The organism is Anaerofilum hominis, from assembly GCF_014287275.1.
Taxonomy (GTDB): Bacteria; Bacillota; Clostridia; order Oscillospirales; family Ruminococcaceae; genus Pygmaiobacter; species Pygmaiobacter hominis.
Map to the genome: position 1 here is coordinate 48,574 of NZ_JACONZ010000004.1, position 19,050 is coordinate 67,623.

A 19,050-nucleotide genomic window follows, 5' to 3' on the forward strand; every position below is an offset into this window, starting at 1 on the left:
AGGCTGCCGGCGGGGCATTCTGGGGGAATCATGAAAAAGAGACTCATCACCGTGGACATCATCGTCGCCGTGCTGGCGCTGATCTGCGTTGGGCTGACTGTGGCGCTGGGGCTGGTCAGCCCGACCCTGTTCCTGATCTCCGTGGCCGTGCTGTCGGTGTTCACGATCGTCATTCTGCTCAATATCCAGCGCATGAGGCGCCTGATTGCAAGGCTCCTGCACGGCGCGGGCTACGAGGACAGCTCCACCCAGCACTCGCTGGCCAATCTGGCGGTGCCGGTGCTGATCCTGTCAGGCAAGAACATCGTCTGGTACAACGACGCCTTTGCCGCGGGAGTGCTTACCGACCGGGAGTACTACCTGCAGAGCGTGTACAAGGCGATACCAGGGTTTGACCCGGAAAAGATCGCCCGCCCCGAGGGGCAGCCGCTGGAGGTGGAGGGCAGGCTGTTCACCGCTTTCGGCAGCGGGGTGGCCCGGGGCGACGGACTGTTTGTGGCCTATTTCATCAACGACACGGTGCTGAAGACCGAGGCGATGGAGTACCGCGCCACCCGCCCGGCGGTGCTGCACATTATGGTGGACACCTATGACGAGGTGCTCAAGGATCTGAAAGACAGCGAAAAGGCCGCCCTCACCGGCGAGATCGACCGGGTGTTTGAGAATTTCATCGACGGCACCACCGGCTTTTTGCTGCGCCTTTCGTCCTCCCGCTATCTGGCGGTGATGGAGGAGCGGCACATGGCGGAGGTGGTGGCCGGCAAGTTCGCCGTTTTGGACCGGATGCGGGAGATCGGCAATGAAAACGGCGTGGTCACCCTGTCCATCGGTGTGGGCCGGGGCGGGGCGACCTTTGCCGAGTGTGAAAAGATGGCCCGCGCGGCGCTGGATATGGCGCTGGGCCGGGGCGGAGATCAGGCGGCGGTGCGCAGCGCGGACGGGGGCTTTGAGTTTTACGGCGGCGTCTCCCGCAGTGTGGAAAAGCGCACCAAGGTCAAGAGCCGCATCATCGCCAACGCGCTGGGGGACATCATCCGCCAAAGCGACAGCGTGGTCATCATGGGGCACCGCATGTCTGATCTGGACGCCATTGGCGCGGCCATCGGCGTGCTGCGCATCTGCAAGATCTTCGACAAGCCGGCCGCCGTCGCGGTGGACGAAAAGCATACGCTTGCGGGCAGCCTGATCGACCGCTTCCGCCGCAGCGGCCTGGGCGAGGATTTCATCACCCCCGCCGAGGCGCTGGAGGGCCTCACCCGCCGCACGCTGGTGATCATCGTGGATACTCATGTGCCCCACCTGCTGGAGTCGGGCGAGATCTACCGGGCGGCGAACAATGTGGTGGTCATCGACCACCACCGCAAGATGGTGGGCCATATCGACAACGCGGTCATCTTTTACCACGAGCCCTATGCCTCGTCGACCTGCGAGCTTGTGGCGGAGCTGCTGCAGTATGTGGGGGAACGCGAGGACCGCCCCACCGCCCTGGAAAGCGAGGCCATGCTGGCCGGCATCATGCTGGACACCCGGGATTTTGTCATCAACGCCGGGGTGCGCACCTTTGAGGCGGCCGCCTATCTGCGCCGGATGGGAGCCCAGACGCAAAACGTGAAGCGTCTGTTTGCCGGCAGCCTGGAAAGCTACACCAGCAAGGCCCGGCTGGTCAGCGAGGCGGTGCTTTATAAGGGCTGCGCCATCGTGGCCTCCGATGATGTGCCCGCCGACAGCGGGGTCATCGTGCCGCAGGCAGCGAACGATCTGCTCTCCATCGAGGGGGTGCAGGCGAGCTTCGTGGCGGTGGATATGGGCGGCTTCATCAGCGTTTCGGCGCGCAGCCTGGGCGAAGTGAACGTGCAGGTCATCATGGAAAAACTGGGCGGCGGCGGGCACCTGACCATGGCGGGCGCCCAGATGAAAGACGTCAGCCTGGATAAGACCAAAGTCTACATTATGGCGGCGATCGACGAGTATCGCAAAAACCAGGCGGAGGAAGAGTAAAAAGCTGCCCCCGCAGAGAAATAGGACAAAGGAGCGAAGAAAAATGAAAGTAGTGCTGAAAGCAGACGTGAAAGGGACCGGCAAGAAAGACCAGATGGTGGAAGTCTCGGACGGATACGCGCGCAATTTCCTTCTGCCCCGCGGGCTGGCGGTGCCGGCCAACGCCGCGGCCGTCAATGAGGTAAAGACCAAAGAGAGCGCCAAGCGGCACCACGCAGAGGTGGAGCTGGCCGACGCGCAGGCCACGGCGAAAAAGATCGGCGGCATGACGGTCACGGTGAAAGCCAAAGCGGGCCAGGGCGGACGCCTGTTTGGAGCCGTGACCGGCAAAGACATCGCGGAGGCGGTGAACAAAGCGGCCGGCGTCTCCATCGATAAACGCAAGGTCGTGCTGGACGCCGATATCAAGAACTATGGCCAGTACGAGGTGGAGATCAAGGTCTACCCCAGCGTGACGGCAAAGGTGACTGTGGTCGTGGAAGAATAAGAACAGAATAAAAAAGCAAAGCCGAAAGTTTTGCCCGCGTTCATGCCCTCACGCGCAAGCGGGAGAAACCGTTTTGGGAGAACGGCAAAGCCGTTCTCACCGGGCCGGCGCAGCGCGAAAGGTCACGGGCCAAGCCGGGACCGGCCCCAGTGACGGCAAAGGTGACTGTGGTCGTGGAAGAATAAGAACAGAATAGAAAGGCAAAGCCGAAAGTTTTGCCCGCGTTCATGCCCTCACGCGCAAGCGGGAGAAACCGTTTTGGGAGAACGGCAAAGCCGTTCTCACCGGGCCGGCGCAGCGTAAAAGGTCGCGGCGCTAAACCAGACCCCCCCCCGAAGGCAGGCCGGGCGCAAGAGCAGTGCGGGCCGCGGGACCCCGGGAGCAAAGAAGCGGAAGCGCAAGGATGAAAAGCGGCGGGCCGGCGCGGCGCGTCCCGTCTGAAAAAACGGTCAATAAATGGTAAAGGAACCTCTATGGACAACCTATCCCTGACATTTGAAAATATGGGCGTGCAGCTGCCCTATAATATGGAGGCGGAACAGGCGGTGCTGGGCGCCGCCCTGCTGCAGGCGGAGTGCATCCCCGCCCTGGTGGAAAAGCTGCGCCCCGAGCATTTTTATGCGCGCCAGAACGGGGAGATCTTCGCCGAGCTGGTGCGCCTGTTCACAGGCGGCGCCGCCATTGATTTTGTCACGGTGCTGGGCGCGGTGCTGGACGCGGGCGTTTTTTCCGCCGAGGATGAGGCCAAGGTCTACCTCACCGGCCTCGCCGAAACGGTGCCCTCCATCTCCAATGTGGAGCATTATGCGGGCATCGTCTATGAAAAATATCTGATCCGCCAGCTTATGGGGGCGGCGAAAGATATTCTGGAACAGACCAGCGAGGAATCCGACGCGGACATTTTGCTGGAGAGCGCGGAGCAGAAGATCTATGAGATCCGCTCGGGCCGCGACCAGAGCGCCATGCAGCCCATCTCCAGCACCATCATCGACACCTATAACCAGCTGCAGAAGATCTCCGGCCCGGACAGGGACAAGTATCTGGGCATCCCCACCGGTTTTACCTATCTGGACAAGATGCTCACCGGCCTGGGCCGCAGCGATCTGATCATCCTGGCGGCCCGCCCCGGCATGGGAAAGACCAGTTTTGCGCTGAACATCGCCACCAACGTGGCCAAAAAGCAAAAGATCCCGGTGGCGCTGTTTTCGCTAGAGATGACCAAGGACCAGCTGACCAGCCGCATCCTGTCCAGCGAGGCGGCCATCGACAGCCAGAAACTGCGCACCGGCACCCTCTCCGGGCAGGACTGGGTGGACCTGGCACAGGCCAGCGATATCTTGGCGCAGGCCCCCATTTACATGGACGATACATCGGCCATCACGGTGCCGGAGATCAAGGCCAAGGTGCGGCGGCTCAATCAGGACCCGGCCCGGCCCGACGTGGGGCTGGTGGTCATCGACTACCTGCAGCTGATGAACTCCGGCAAGCGCACCGATTCCCGCGTGCAGGAGATCAGCGACATCACCCGAAACCTCAAGATCATGGCAAAAGAGCTCAACGTGCCCATCATCTGCCTCTCGCAGCTGTCCCGAAATACCGAGCGCAGCTCCAACCGCGATCACCGGCCCATGCTGTCCGACCTGCGCGATTCGGGCTCGATCGAGCAGGACGCCGACAGCGTACTGTTTTTGTACCGCGAGGCGTATTATGACACCGAGGGGCAAAGCGACACCTCCACCGCCGAATGTATCGTGGCAAAAAACCGCCACGGCGAGGTGGGGACCGTCAGCCTGGGCTGGGACGGCGCGCACACCCGCTTTATGAACATCGAGTACAGCCACAATGACGGATATTGAAAAGCTGGAAAAAAAGGCGGCGCGTTTTATCGCGGAGCAGGCGCTGCTGCAGAGCGGGGACACCGTGCTGTGCGCGCTTTCGGGCGGGCCGGACTCGGTGGCCCTGTTCCACGTTTTGCGCAGCCTTGCCCCGGCGCTGGGCATCGGGCTGCAGGCCGTGCACCTCAACCACGGCCTGCGGGGGGCGGAGGCGGACCGGGACGAGGCCTTTGTGAGAGAGCTCTGCGCGCGGTGGTCGGTGCCGCTGTGGGCCGAGCGGGCGGAAATGGCGCAGCGGCCGCGCCCGGCGGGCCAGAGCGAAGAGACTTTTGCCCGCGCGCTGCGGTATGATTTTTTTGAGCGCGCGGCGGAGGCAGCGCAGGCGCTTTCGGGCGGCCCGGTAAAGGTGGCGACCGCACACACCGCCAGCGACAACGCCGAGACGCTGCTGTTCCGGCTGGCGCGCGGCACCTCGCTCACCGGCGCGGGGGGCATCCCGCCACGCCGCGGGGGGTATATCCGCCCGCTGCTGTGCTGTACCCGGCAGGAGATCCTGGCCTACTGCCGCAGCGCGGGTCACGCCTACCGGACCGATTCCACCAACCTGCTGCCCTGCTGCAGCCGCAACCGGCTGCGGCTGCAGGCGATGCCCGTGCTGCGCGGGGTCAACCCAAAGGCGGAGGAGGCCCTTTCGGCTTTTGCGGAGGACGCGCGGGAGACGGCCGCCTTTTTAGACGGGCTGGCCCGGCAGCTGCTGGCTGCTGCTGCGGCGGGGGCCGGGTGGAGGGCCGGGCAGCTGGCCGCGGCCCCGGGCCCGGTGCGCCGCGCGGCACTGGCGCAGCTGCTGGCCGCCCGGGACGTGACGGGGCGGGAACAGGTGACGGAGGCGGCTGCGGTCGTCTGCGGCGAAAAGGCGTCCTCACAGCTGGGGGAGGGCCTTTTTGCCCGGCGCAGCGGCGGCATTTTTTATCTCGAACAAACTGCACCCGCGCCCCCGGCGGACTGGGAGCTCCCCTTTTCCACCGGCCTGCTCCCGCTGCCGGACGGCCGGATCGTGGCCGTTCTGGAACAAGAGTATGAAGAAATCGTAAAACTTTGCGGTGAAGATAAAAAAGAGTTAAAAAAATTTGCAGATTATGGTATGATAAATAAGATTTCCACTTTCCGCACCCGGCGGCCGGGAGACCTGTTCCGGCCGGCCGGGCGCGGGGTGACGAAATCCCTCAAAAAGCTGATGGCGGAGGACGGCGTCCCCCGCAGCGCCCGCGGCCGTTTGCTGGTGTTGGCGGAGGGCCGGAAGGTGCTTTGGCTGGAGGGGGTCGGCGTGTGTGAGGAGCTGCTGCCGCGCCCGGGCTGCCGGCGGGCGGTACAGATCAAGTTGATAGAACCGGAGGAATGAAAAAATGATGAAAGACGACGTCAAAAAGGTACTGCTCAGCGAGGAGGAGCTGCACGCCAAGGTTGCGGAACTGGGCGCGCAGATCACAAAGGACTACGAGGGCAAAAACCTGCTGCTCGTGACGGTGCTCAAAGGGGCCGTTGTGTTTCTGGCGGACCTGATGCGCACCATCGACCAGCCGGCGGAGATCGATTTTATGGTGGTCTCTTCTTATGGCTCCGGTGTAAAAAGCAGCGGCGTGGTTAAAATAGTCAAGGACCTGGATATCAATCTGGAGGGCAAGGACATCCTGATCGTGGAGGATATCCTCGACAGCGGCATGACGCTGGATTACATCAAGGGCATGCTGCTGGACCGCAATCCCGCCTCCATCCGCATCTGCGCGCTGCTTGACAAGCCTGCCCGGCGCAAGGTGGACCTGCAGGCGGACTATGTGGGCTTTACCATCCCCGACGAGTTTGTCATCGGGTACGGTCTGGATTACGATGAAAAATACCGCAACCTGCCCTATATCGGGGTACTCAAGCCGGAGGTCTATTCGGTCTGAGCGGCGGCGGGCCGGGCCTGCCCGGCTGTCGTGAGGGTGCACACGCTGAAAACGGCTATTTTTACAGCCGCCGGCAGGCGGCAGTTGGAGTGAAAAGAATTTGAGCAAAAAACCAAACAGAAGTACGGCAAGCTTTGTCATCCTGCTCGCGCTGGCGGCGGTGCTGGTCTTTCTGATCTTTCGGATGCCGACCTCCACCATGAATATGAAGTACTCGCAGGTGCTGGGATATTTCAAAGAGCAGAAGGTCAAAAGCTTTACCTTTGATCCCAACGACGGCACATTGACGCTGGTCATGTCCGCCGAGGACGCCGCGGCGGCGCTCAAGGAGACACAAAAGCTGAACGGGGTGACCCAGGTGGTCGCCATCGGCGGCTTTGGCTCCCAGCAGGCCCAGGCGACCCCTGCCCCCACGACGGGGCCGGACGGGCAGGCGCAGGCCGCGCCCAAGGATCAGGAACTCACCTATACGGTGGCCTATGCCAACCTTTTCCTGAACCAGGTGATGCCTTATATCGACGAGTACGACCAGGCGCATCCCGACGCGCCGATGGTCTACGACATTTTGCCGGTGCAGTCCACCCCCATGTGGCTCAGCTTTTTGCCCACCATCATCATGGTGGTGGCCCTGGGCGCGCTGTTCTGGATGATGATGCGCCAGTCCGGCGGTGGCGGCGGCGTGATGAACGTGGGCAAGGTCAAGGCCAAGGATCAGGCGTCCGAGGGGCGCAAGGCCACCTTCGCCGATGTGGCGGGCGCAGACGAGGAAAAGGCGGAGCTGCAGGAGATCGTTGAATTCCTCAAAAGCCCGGCCAAATTCAACGCCCTGGGCGCGCGTATCCCGCGCGGCGTGCTGCTGGTGGGCCCTCCGGGTACCGGCAAGACGCTGATCGCCCGGGCCTGCGCAGGCGAGGCAGGGGTGCCGTTTTATTCCATCTCCGGCTCTGACTTTGTGGAGATGTATGTGGGCGTCGGCGCCTCGCGCGTGCGGGACCTGTTTGAAAAAGCAAAAAAGAGCGCCCCCTGCATCGTCTTTATCGATGAGATCGACGCGGTGGGCCGCCAGCGCGGCGCGGGTCTTGGCGGCGGGCATGACGAGCGCGAACAGACCCTGAACCAGCTGCTTGTCGAAATGGACGGCTTCACCGCCAACGACGGCGTTATCGTGATCGCGGCCACCAACCGGGCCGATATTCTCGACAAGGCGCTGCTGCGCCCGGGCCGGTTTGACCGGCAGATCTATGTGGGGCTGCCCGACGTGCGCGGCCGCGAACAGATCTTGAAAGTGCATACCCGCAATAAGCCGATGGCGCCCGATATCAACCTTGCGACCATCGCGAAATCCACGCCCGGCTTTACCGGCGCGGATCTGGAGAATCTGGTCAACGAGGCGGCGCTGCTGGCCGCCCGGCGCGGCAAAAAGGCGATCACCCAGGCGGAGATCGAGGAGGCCAGCATCAAGGTCATCGCCGGCCCCGAGAAAAAGAGCAGGGTCATCACCCCCAAAGAGCGCAGGCTCACCGCTTATCACGAGGGCGGCCACGCCATTGCGACCTACTATTCCAAGACCGGCGACCCCGTGCACCAGATCACCATCGTGCCCCGCGGCGCTGCGGGCGGTTTTACCATGAGCCTGCCTGAAGAGGACACCAACTACACCACCAAAAGCCAGATGGAGGATGAGATCGTCATCCTGCTGGGCGGCCGCGTGGCCGAGAAGCTGGTGCTGGACGACATCTCCACCGGCGCGTCCAACGATCTGGAGCGCGCCACCGCGATTGCCCGTGCCATGGTCACCCGCTACGGTTTTTCAGACCGGCTGGGCCCTGTGGTCTACGGCAGCGACCCCAGCGAGACGTTCCTGGGCCGCGATTTCTCACAGGGAAGAGGTTTTTCCGAGACGGTGGCGGCCGAGATCGACTCGGAGATGCGGGAACTCATCGACGACGCCTATGACCAGTGCGCCGGCATCCTGACCGAGCACATGGACCAGCTGCACAAGGTGGCTGCGGCGCTGCTGGAGAGGGAGACCCTCTCCGGCGAGGAGTTCAAGGCCATCATGGAGGGCCGCGAGCTGCCGCCCAAAGAGGAGCAGGACAAAAAGACGTCCGCCGCCCCGGCATCTGACGCACAGACGCAGGCTGGCGGAGAAAACGGCGCCAAGGCTGTGGAGGAGATCCCCATGCCCAGCCCTGTCCAGCCCGATGAGGCGGAGCCCGACGACTCCCAGCCGTAAAGGCACGACGGAGAACAGATCTGTGACGGCGCTTTTTGTACAGGCCGGAACCTGATGGTTCCGGCCTGTACTTTTCCCAAAATTCAGATGAATGACGATCCGGGAAATGGGCAGGATGAAAAAGACCGGCCGTGCAGCGGCCACCAGATATGGACCCCCTTCTTGACAAGAATACAATAAAAAGTGTTTAATAAAAAAGGAACATAAAGAGGAGAACGAGTGCGCACCCGGGCATTGTCCCCGGGTGCGGCTTTTCGAAACGAACTTTACAGGAGGCAAGCATGCCCAAAAAGCAACCGGTATACAACAACGAGAGCATCTCCAGCCTCAAAGGGGCCGAGCGGGTGCGCAAGCGCCCGGGCGTCATCTTTGGCTCTGACGGCATCGAGGGCTGTGAACACGCGGTCTTTGAAATTTTATCCAACGCCATCGACGAGGCGCGCGAGGGCTACGGCGACCGCGTGTCGGTCACCCTGTTCAAAGACGGCTCCATCGAGGTGGAGGACTTTGGCCGCGGCATTCCCGTGGACTACAATAAAAAGGAAGAGCGCTACAACTGGGAGCTGCTTTTCTGCGAGATGTATGCGGGCGGCAAGTACGACGCTGCGGCCAGCAACTACGAGTATTCCCTGGGCCTGAACGGCCTGGGCCTCTGCGCGACCCAGTATGCCTCCCGCTGGATGAAAGCGGACGTCTACCGTGACGGCCTGCATTACCATCTGGACTTTGAGCGGGGCGAAAATATCGGCGGCCTGCAGAAAGAGCCGACAAGGTCCAAGCGGACCGGCACGGTCATCCGCTGGCTGCCGGACCGGGAGGTCTTTACCGACATCGACATCCCGGTGGAGTACTTCAAGGATGTGATGAAGCGACAGGCGGTGGTCAACGCGGGGGTGCTGTTCCAGCTGCACGATCAGAGCACGCCCGGCGGGGAGACCACGGAATTCCGCTATGAGAACGGCATCGCCGACTATGTCGCCGAGCTGGCGGGGGAGGACGCCCTGACGCCCGTGATCTCCCGTTCGTCGGAGGCCGAGTGCCGTGACCGGGACGACCGGCCGGAATACAAGGTGAAGATGGGCGCGGCGTTCTGCTTTTCCAACAAGCGGCAGGTGCTGGAGTACTATCACAACTCCAGCTGGCTGGAGCATGGGGGCAGCCCCGAGCGGGCGGTGAAAACGGCTTTTGTCAGCCAGATCGACGCCTATCTCAAAAACAAGGGCCTGTATAAAAAGGGCGAGAGCAAGATCACCTTTGCCGACGTACAGGACTGTCTGATCTATGTGTCCAGCAGCTTTTCCACCGTGACCAGCTATGAGAACCAGACCAAAAAGGCCATCACCAACCGGGGCATCGCGCAGGTGATGACCGAGTTTTTAAAGCACACGCTGGAGGTCTATTTCATCGAGAACCCCGACGAGGCGCAGAAACTCTGCAGCCAGGTGCTGGTCAACAAGCAAAGCCGCGAGCACGCGGAAAAGACCCGCCTGTCCATCAAGAAAACGCTGACCTCCCAGATCGATATCGCCAACCGGGTGGCAAAATTTGTGGACTGCCGCACCAAGGACCTCACCCGCCGCGAGCTTTATATCGTGGAGGGTGATTCCGCCATGGGGGCGGTCAAGACCAGCAGGGACAGCGAGTTCCAGGCCATCATGCCCATCCGGGGCAAAATTTTGAATTGCCTCAAATCGGACTACAGCCGCATCTTCAAAAGCGATGTCATCACCGACCTTGTCAAGGTGCTGGGCTGCGGCGTGGAGCTGGACGGCAAGGTGAAGAATGACTTTGCCGCTTTCAGCATGGACAACCTGCGCTGGAGCAAGGTCATCATCTGCACCGACGCCGATGTGGACGGCTACCAGATCCGCACGCTGGTGCTCACCATGCTTTACCGGCTGGTGCCCACCCTGATCAATGAGGGCTATGTCTACATCGCCGAGTCGCCCCTGTACGAGATAGAGAGCCGGGGCAAAACCTATTTTGCCTACACCGAACCGGAAAAAGCGGACATCCTCTCCCGCATCGGGCAGGACAAATACACCATCCAGCGCTCTAAGGGCCTGGGCGAGAACGAGGCGGAAATGATGTGGCTGACCACCATGAACCCCGAGACGCGCCGGCTCATCAAAGTGCTGCCCGAAGAGGCGCAGCGCACCGCCGAGGTCTTTGACCTGCTGCTGGGCGACAACCTGGCGGGCCGCAAAGAGCACATCGCCACCCACGGCTACGAGTACCTGGACGATCTGGACGTGTCCTGAGGCGCGGGGCCCGCGCCGGAGCGACCGGCCGGGCGTCTGCACAGGACCTGCGAATAAACTGTAAGAGGGAAAAGAATGGCAAAAAAACAGCCCAAGAAAAAAGCGCCGCTCCAGCGGCCTCAGCTCGGCGATGCGGTGGAGATCCTGGACGCGGGCAGCGTCATCGAAAGCCGGATCACCGAGACGCTGGAGAGCAACTATATGCCTTATGCGATGAGCGTCATCGTCTCCCGCGCGCTGCCCGAGATCGACGGCTTCAAACCCGCGCACCGCAAGCTGCTGTACACCATGTACCAGATGGGCCTGCTCAAGGGAAACCGCACCAAGTCGGCCAACATCGTCGGCAGCACCATGCACCTCAACCCCCACGGCGACGCGGCCATCTACGACACGCTGGTGCGCCTGTCCCGCGGCAACGAAAGTTTGCTGCTGCCCTATATCTCCAGCAAGGGCAATTTCGGCAAGGCCTATTCCCGGGACATGGCCTACGCGGCCTCCCGCTATACCGAGGCCAAATTGGAGGACGTCTGCCGCGAGTTGTTCGCGGATATCGACAAGGATACGGTGGACTTTGTCGACAACTACGACGCCACCACGACCGAACCCACGCTGCTGCCGGTGACCTTTCCCACCATCCTGGCCAACAATACGCTGGGCATCGCGGTGGGCATGGCCTCCAATATCTGCTCGTTCAACCTGGGCGAGCTGTGCGAGACCACCATCGCCCTGCTGCGGGACAAAAAGCACGACATCCTCTCCACCCTGAAAGCGCCGGATTTTGTCGGCGGAGGCCAGATCCTTTACGACGAGGGTGAGCTGCGCTCGATCTATGAGACCGGGCGCGGCAGCGTGCGGGTGAGGGCGCGGTACCAGTACGACAAAGAGAACAACATGATCGAGATCACGCAGATCCCGCCCACCACCACGGTGGAGGCGATCATGGATAAGATCGCCGAGCTGGTCAAGGCGGGCAGGGTGCGCGAGATCAGCGATATGCGCGATGAGACAGATCTGGGCGGCCTGAAGCTGACGCTTGACCTCAAGCGCGGGCAGGACCCCGACAAGCTGATGGGGCGGCTGTTTAAGATGACGCCGCTGGAGGACAGCTTTTCCTGCAACTTCAACATTCTCATCGCGGGCCAGCCCCGGGTGATGGGGGTGCGGGAGATTCTGACCGAGTGGAGCGCTTTCCGCACCGAGTGCGTGCGCCGCCGCACCTATTTTGATCTGGCCGGCAAGGAAAAACGGCTGCATCTGCTGCGCGGGCTGGAAGCCATTTTGCTGGATATCGACAAGGCGATCAGGATCGTGCGGGAGACCGAGGAAGACGCGGAGGTGGTGCCCAACCTGATGATCGGCTTTGGCATCGACCGGGTCCAGGGCGAATATGTGGCGGAGATCAAACTGCGCCACCTCAACCGGGAATATATTCTCAAGCGCACCGACGAGATCACAGCGCTGGAAAAGGATATCGCAGAGCTCCAGGGCGTCCTTGACAACCCCGCCAAGGTGAAAAAGATCATCATTGCAGAGCTGACCGAGGCGGCAAAAAAATATGCGCAGCCCCGGCGCAGCGAGATCCTCTACGACGCGCCCGCAGCGGTGGAGGAAGAGGAAGAACAGCAGATGCCGGACTATCCGGTGACCATTTTCTACACCGAAGAGGGCTACTTCAAAAAAATCACCCCCGCCTCGCTGCGCATGAGCAGCGAGCAGCGCCTGAAAGAGGGCGACGCGGTGCGGTATGAGATCGAGACCAAAAACAATGCGTGGCTGCTCTTTTTTACCAACCGCGCCCAGGTGTACAAATGCCGCGTGGGCGATTTTGCGGACACCAAAGCCAGCGCCATGGGCGAGTATCTGCCGGCAAAGCTGGGCATGGAGGACGGGGAAGTCCCCATCTATGTCACGGTGACAAGCGATTACCGCGGGCACATGGTCTTTTTCTTCCAGAACGGCAAGGCCGCCAAGGTGCCGCTTTCCAGCTATGAGACCAAGCAGAACCGCCGCAAGCTGGTGGGGGCCTACAGCGACAAGGCGGAGCTGGCCGCCGTGCGCGAGCTGCCGGAGGAGGGGGAACTGGCGATCCAGACCACGAACGGCCGGCTGCTGCTGGTCCATTCCACCCAGATCCCAGAAAAGACGACCCGCAACACGCTGGGCGTGGCGGTGATCACGCTCAAGAAAAACGTCCGCATCGCCAGCGTAAAGGCCGCCGCGGACCTGGAACTGGCCAACCCGCACCGTTATAGGGTGCGCAGTTTGCCCGCCGCGGGCGCCCTGCTGCGGCCCGAGGATGTGGCGGAACAGATCACACTCTGAGGGCGGGACCAGAAAAGCCTGAATTTTTATTTTGACGTTATGGGGACGTTTCAGCCCAAAGAGGAGGGATCGCCATGCGCTGTGCGCACTGCGGCGCCGAGATCGACGAATACGAGCTCTATTGCCCTTTCTGTGGCCAGGCGCTGCCCACCGGCGCGCTGTCGGAGGCGGAACGGCTGCTGGTGCGGAAAAATACGGGGTATTACGGGCGGCATTTCGCCGCTCTGCGCGCCGGCAAAAAAACGGACTGGAACTGGGCTGCGTTTGCGGCGTTTCCTTTCTGGGCGGCCTACCGCAAGATGGTGCTGCCCGCGCTGCTCTCTTTCATCGCTTTCGGGGCGCTGTTCTGGTTCCGGGTCCCGTGGCTGGCCCCGGCGCTGATGGTGGTGTTCGGCCTGCTGGGCAACCCGGCCTATTACCGGCGCACCCAGGCGCTGGCGGAGGGCCTTGCCGCGGAGCCGCCGGAGCAGCTGGAGCAGACCTGTCTCAGGCGGGGCGGCGTGGACTGGCTGCTGCCGGTGCTGCTGGGCGTCGCGCTGCTGCTGGTCGGCGTCTGGTGGCAGTTTTTCCTGCACCGGGCCGCGCTGCTGCTTTATCCGCGGGGATAGGCGCACGGGGGGAAAACAAAAGGCCGGGCGTTTGCCCGGCCTTTGGCATCATCAGGTACACTGCGGATGCCGGTTTCACCTTTCCGCAGCGGTCCTGGATGACGTTTGCGTCCTGTGTGAAGCTTTCAGTATCCGTTTTGTGTAAATCGAGTGATGCGTTCCTAGCCTGCCCGGTTTGGAGAGGGATTATGCGGCAAAGGAAAAAAGAAATTTTACAGGGCTTTTACCGGCCCCGGCTCTTGCTTTTGCCGGTGGAGTATGCTATAGTAACTTTGTTACACTTTAGGGAGGTTCTGAGATGAGCGTATTAGAGATCGTTGGCGGCGTCCTGCTGATCATCGCCAGCCTTGTGATTATTTTTATGGTTCTGGTGCAGCAGCCCAGCGGCAACGGCCTTTCCGGCGCGATCGGCGGCGGCGAGGCGATGACCTCCGAGGCACGCACCCGCACCACAGACGCGGTCCTGGCGAAGTATACAAAAATCGCGGCGATCGTCTTTTTTGTGGTGACCCTGGCCGTGAGCCTGTTCAGCGTATTTGCGAAATAGCTGCCAGCAATGCCCGCCGACCCTTTCGGCGGGCTTTTTCTGTAAACAGCGGGGGCGATCTCCGCAGGGCAGGCCCTCCCGGCCCAGTACTTTCGACGGGGAGGGGGAGACGGCGGACTGCCGCCCGCCGCACCGGAAGAATGGCGGAAGGAAAGTATATCCGGCTTGCAGGCCGGAAACCCTAGAAGGGAGAAAAGGAACGGATTTATGTCACTGAGAGCTAAAATTTTAAAAGAACTGGAAAAGCGCCCCCGGCGCCTGAAAGAATTGAAAGCCAAATTCGACGAGGACAAAAAGGTCCAGGCGGTATTGGGCTTCCTGGTGAAGGACGGCCTGGTGGTGGAAAAGGACGGCGTTTATTTCCGCAAGGCGCGCTCCGCCCAGCCCGCGACCACCGGCGACGCGGTAAAGTGCACCGTCGTCAAGGTGGCCAAGAACTTTGGCTTCGCCGCCCCGGTGGTGGAGGAAGAAGCGGGCGGGCCGCCCGCGGAAAAGCCCGCGGACTTTTTTGTGCCGGGCCGCTTTTTGCTGGGCGCAATGCCCGGCGACGTGGTGCTGGTGAAACGGCTGGTGGGCGGCCGCAGCGAGGACGAGGGCCAGGTCGTCGCCATCGTGGAGGAGAACAACAAGCTGGTGGGCGTGGTGGACCGGCAGGAGGGCCGCCTGGTGCTGCTGCCCGACCGCTGCCCGGCGCTGCCGCTGCAGATCAAGAAAAGCGCGGACGGCGGCGCCGAGGTGGGCGAGAAAGTCGCCGCCGAGATCCTGGAGCGGGGCGAGAGCCACCGGGATCACCGGGTGGGGATCTCCCAGTGCTTTGGCTCCTCAGACAGCGCCAAATCCTGCACCAAGGCCATCCTGTACGCCAACGACATCGTCAAGTCGTTCCCCGGCAAGGTAAAGGCGGAGGCAAAGCGCCTTGAGGGGGCCGAGGTGAAGCAGGACGATCTCAAGGGGCGCCGGGACTTCCGCGACCGGGTCATCTTCACCATCGACAGCGCCGACACCAAGGACATCGACGACGCCATTTCGCTGACGCGCACCGAGACCGGCTACGAATTGGGCGTGCACATCGCGGACGTGAGCAATTATGTCGTGCCCGGCACAGGGCTGGACGAGGAAGCGTATCACCGCGCCACCTCGGTCTACACCCCGGGCGCCGTGGTGCCGATGCTGCCGCGCCAGCTCTCCAACGGCATCTGCTCTCTCAACCCGGGGGTGGACAGGCTCTGCTTTTCCTGCGTGATGGCGCTGGACGTCACCGGCAAGGTGACCGATTTCAGCTTTTACAAGGCCGTTATGCGCAGCCGGGTAAAGGGCGTGTACAGTGAGATCAACAGCATCTACGCCGGCCTTGCGGGCGGGGAGCTGGTGGAAAAATATGCCGACTGCCTGCCCACGCTGGAGCTGATGCGTGAGCTTTACGACAAGCTGGCAAAGCGGCGCGCGGCGCGCGGCTGTATGGAGATCGAGACCGGCGAGGCCAAGATCGTCCTGGACGCGGACGGCAGGGCCGTGGATGTCAAAAAGGTCGAGCGCGGCGTGGCGGAGCAGATGATCGAGGAGTTTATGCTGCTTGCCAACACCAGCGCCGCCAAGCTGGGCAAAAAGCTGAAAGTGCCTTTCCTCTACCGCGTGCATGAGCTGCCGGACCCGGACCGGGTCACGCGGCTGCACGACGCGCTGACCGGCATGGGCCTAGACGCAAAATTTGCGGGCGAGACCCCCACCCAGCTGGAACTGTCCAAGCTGCTCAACGACGCCCGGGGCACCAGCCTGGAGCGGGCGGTGCATATCAATGTGCTGCGCAGCATGGCAAAGGCGAAATACCTCAGCGAGCCCAAAGGGCATTTCGGCCTGGCCCTGCCGGACTACACCCACTTTACCTCCCCCATCCGCCGGTATCCGGACCTGATCGTCCACCGCATCCTCTCGGCTGCCCTTGCGGGCGCAAACGAGAAAGAACTCACCGGCAAATACGGCGAGTTTGTGGTAGAGGCGGCGCGCCACACCAGCGAGCGCGAGGTGCTGGCCATGGTGTCCGAGCGCAGTGCGGACGACTGCTATAAGGCCGAGTATATGGCGGATAAGATCGGCCAGGAGTTTGAGGGGACCATCTCTTCGGTCACCAACTTCGGCATCTATGTAGAGCTGGAAAACACGGTGGAGGGGCTTGTGCATGTCAGCCGCCTGTCGGACGGGGAGATGAACCTGGCCAACAGCATGGCGCTGGTGGACAGCCTCACCGGCAAAAGCTACCGCATCGGCGACCCGGTGCGGGTGCGCCTGATCGGCGTTTCCATCTCGGCGGGCAACGTGGACTTCGAGCTGGCCTGAGGGCGGCGGAAGAGCAGCGGGCTCTGAAATTTTTGCGATGATCCAGAGGGCTGCCGCGGGGCGAACAGCGTCCGCGGCGGCCCTTTTTCCGCCATCGGCCCCGGGCGGCCATCCGCGCCCCAGGCGGCCCGCAGAGGACGGCCCCGGACAAAAAACAACTGTTTTGAGAGGAAGATGCGTGATGCGCTCGCCCTGCCGGCCCCTGCCGCAGACCCTGAAGCTGGTGCTGCAGACCTATCTCGGCATTCTGCCGGGACTGCTGTTGTTCGAGCTCGCTTACAAGGCGCTGGCTGCGCTGCTCCTGCGGCCGGCCCTGTCCTGGATGACGAACACCCTGCTGGGCCTGGCGGGACGGGAACTCGTCTTTAACGAAAACATCCTGTCCGTTTTTACCCATCTGCTGGGCCTGCTGGCTGCCGTGCTGCTGGCTGCGCTGGCTGCCGCGCTGTCCTATTATGAGTTTTCGGCGCTTTTCCTGACGGCCCACTGCAGGGCCTGCGGCAGGCCGGTCTCTTTCCGGCTGGCTCTGGAGCTGGGTTTCACCACCCTGCACGGGCTGAAAAGCCCCTGGAGCCTGCTTTTTGCCGCATACGCGCTGGGGCTGCTGCCCCTGGCGGACCTGGGGCTTTCTCCCTCGCTGCTGCCCGTGCTGCGCATACCGAACTTTGTCACCGGCGAGCTGGCCAAAACGCCGCTGGGCGGCGTTTTGGTGGCGCTGTTTTACGCGGCGGTCCTGGCGGCGTTTCTGCTGCTGCTTTTTGCCCTGCCCGCCATGATCCTGGGGCGGCGCCCGTTCGGGCAGGCGGCACGGCGCAGTTTTGCCGCCGCCCGGCGGCTGGGCTGGCGGGGGTGGGTGCTTTGCGGCGGCTTTGCGGTGCTGTGGGGCGGCCTGTTCCGCATGCCGGGCCTGGTACCTACCCACTTTGTGGGCATTACGGGGGCGGGGTTCCACGAGTTTACCGCAAACCTGCTCAGCGGGAAGATCCTCTCCTCGCTGCCGGCTTTTGCGCTGTCCGGTTTGCTGTGCGCGGCCCTCACCCTCTTTCTGATCTCGCTGCTGACCGTGCTTTACGTCCAGCTGGAGGATCCCGCAAAGCCCGACGAAACCGGGCTGCCCGCGATCTCGGCCCGGGTGGACCGGGCGGAAAGGGAAGCCCGGCGGCTTTGGCAGGGGGCACGGCGCGGTGCTGCGGCGCTCTGGGCGCGGGTGCAGAAGCGGCCGTTCTATCAAAAACACAAAAAGCTGGTGCTTGCGGCTGCGGCGCTTGCGGCGTTCTGGGTCGTCACCGGCATCTTCACCGTCCCGCCCGAGCTGCACGCCCCCATCGCCGTGGGGCACCGCGGCAGCCGGGTGGGGGTGGAAAATACCTTTGAAGCGGTGCAGGGCGCTGCCGACGCCGGGGCGGATTACGCCGAGATCGACGTCCTGCTTTCCGGGGATGGGGTGCCCATGGTGATCCACGACGCAGACCTTTCCCGTCTGACCGGCACGCGGGAGAACGTGTACAGCCTCACCGCAGAGGAACTGCAGCAGCTCACCCTTTCCCAGAACGGCTTCACGGGGCGCATCCCCACCTTGCAGGAGATACTGGAATTTTGCGAGGGAAAGATCCGCCTGGTGATCGAGCTGAAGACCCATGGACGGGAGAGCGCCGACGTGGCCGAGCGGGTGGCGGAGACGGTGGAGCGCGCGGGCGCGCAGGACCGCTGCATCTTCATGTCCATCGATTACGCCATGGCGCAGCGCCTGCGGCAGCTGCAGCCCGGCTGGGTGGTGGGATACTGCGTCTACGGCAATGTCGGGCGCCTGAGCACAGGGGCCTTGCTGGATCTGGACGTGGATTTCCTCACCATAGAGGAAAGCATGGTCAGCCCGCGTTTTGTCCGTCAGTGCCTGCAGGCGGGGCTGCCCGTCTATGTGTGGACGGTGGACGATATCGACAAGATGCGCACCTATCTCAAAACCGGGGTGAACGGTATCGTCTCCGATTACCCGGAGATCGCGAAAATAGCGGTGAGCGACTATGGGGGAGAGAGCGCCGAGGAATTTTACGGCTGGCAGAAAGAGAGCTATTCGGGCGTTTAAAGGCGCTGCCGCCGGGGGGCAGAAAGACGCTTTGGCCGTACCGGGCAAAGCGCGGCGGTCGGCCGGAGGATCCGACGGGGGCTGACGGGGGCTGATGGAGGCTCTCCCGCTGCCGCGGGCCGCTTTTGGCAGAGGAATATCGCGATATCGCGGCCCCGCCGCGGCGATCGGCCCCGTCGGCTTTTTAGGGGCTCTCTGTTCGTCCCTACCGGCCGCGCGCCGGGAGAGGCTTTCTGCGGGGCCCGGTCCCGCCGCTGTGCCGAGCCCTGTCCCCGGGCCGCGCGCGGGGGGACCGCTTTTTTCGCACGGGGGAGCCGCAGACGTGCTGTGCGCGGCGCGCAGGGCCCGGCGGAAAGGCGCACAAAATGCGGGAACGCCGTTTGGGAGGGA

The 19,050-nt window shown here is 62.7% G+C and carries 12 protein-coding genes; all 12 read left to right on the forward strand.

What is annotated here, in order from left to right; translation table 11 throughout:
* Nucleotides 1–30: 30 nt before the first annotated feature.
* The 12 genes from H8S23_RS10790 (at nt 31) to H8S23_RS10845 (ending at nt 18,660) form a co-directional block, all read left to right on the forward strand.
* Complete coding sequence (locus H8S23_RS10790) at nt 31–1,998, forward strand: DHH family phosphoesterase (protein ID WP_186888363.1); 1,968 nt, start codon at nt 31–33, stop codon at nt 1,996–1,998.
* 43 nt (nt 1,999–2,041) lie between these two features.
* Nucleotides 2,042–2,485, forward strand: coding sequence for a 50S ribosomal protein L9 (gene rplI / locus H8S23_RS10795; RefSeq protein WP_186888364.1), 444 nt, complete (start codon nt 2,042–2,044; stop codon nt 2,483–2,485).
* Between the two features lie 473 nt (nt 2,486–2,958).
* Nucleotides 2,959–4,341 carry a replicative DNA helicase gene (gene dnaB / locus H8S23_RS10800; RefSeq protein ID WP_186888365.1) on the forward strand — a complete coding sequence of 461 codons (1,383 nt, stop codon included), beginning with the start codon at nt 2,959–2,961 and terminating at the stop codon, nt 4,339–4,341.
* Nucleotides 4,328–5,719: a tRNA lysidine(34) synthetase TilS gene (tilS, locus tag H8S23_RS10805; RefSeq protein WP_186888366.1), complete on the forward strand. Its 1,392-nt coding sequence runs from the start codon at nt 4,328–4,330 to the stop codon at nt 5,717–5,719. The genes dnaB and tilS overlap by 14 nt, the downstream gene beginning before the upstream one ends.
* Nucleotides 5,720–5,726: 7 nt before the next feature.
* On the forward strand, nt 5,727–6,266 hold the full coding sequence (hpt, locus tag H8S23_RS10810; RefSeq protein ID WP_186888606.1) for a hypoxanthine phosphoribosyltransferase: 540 nt from the start codon (nt 5,727–5,729) through the stop codon (nt 6,264–6,266).
* A 100-nt stretch (nt 6,267–6,366) separates the two neighbouring features.
* Nucleotides 6,367–8,502 (forward strand): ATP-dependent zinc metalloprotease FtsH, encoded by a 2,136-nt coding sequence (ftsH, locus tag H8S23_RS10815; protein ID WP_279289084.1) that lies wholly within the window; start codon nt 6,367–6,369, stop codon nt 8,500–8,502.
* 281 nt (nt 8,503–8,783) lie between these two features.
* Nucleotides 8,784–10,763, forward strand: coding sequence for a DNA gyrase/topoisomerase IV subunit B (locus H8S23_RS10820; RefSeq protein WP_186888367.1), 1,980 nt, complete (start codon nt 8,784–8,786; stop codon nt 10,761–10,763).
* Nucleotides 10,764–10,838: 75 nt separating this feature from the next.
* Nucleotides 10,839–13,085, forward strand: a complete 2,247-nt coding sequence (locus H8S23_RS10825) for a DNA gyrase/topoisomerase IV subunit A (protein WP_186888368.1) — start codon at nt 10,839–10,841, stop codon at nt 13,083–13,085.
* A 74-nt stretch (nt 13,086–13,159) separates the two neighbouring features.
* Nucleotides 13,160–13,693 (forward strand): zinc ribbon domain-containing protein, encoded by a 534-nt coding sequence (locus tag H8S23_RS10830; RefSeq protein WP_186888369.1) that lies wholly within the window; start codon nt 13,160–13,162, stop codon nt 13,691–13,693.
* Nucleotides 13,694–13,991: 298 nt separating this feature from the next.
* The gene (gene secG, locus H8S23_RS10835) at nt 13,992–14,240 is read left to right on the forward strand and encodes a preprotein translocase subunit SecG (protein WP_186888370.1); all 249 of its coding nucleotides are present in this window, start codon (nt 13,992–13,994) and stop codon (nt 14,238–14,240) included.
* Between the two features lie 207 nt (nt 14,241–14,447).
* Nucleotides 14,448–16,574, forward strand: coding sequence for a ribonuclease R (gene rnr, locus H8S23_RS10840; RefSeq protein WP_186888371.1), 2,127 nt, complete (start codon nt 14,448–14,450; stop codon nt 16,572–16,574).
* Nucleotides 16,575–16,755: 181 nt separating this feature from the next.
* Nucleotides 16,756–18,660: a glycerophosphoryl diester phosphodiesterase membrane domain-containing protein gene (locus H8S23_RS10845; protein WP_186888372.1), complete on the forward strand. Its 1,905-nt coding sequence runs from the start codon at nt 16,756–16,758 to the stop codon at nt 18,658–18,660.
* Nucleotides 18,661–19,050: the final 390 nt, after the last annotated feature.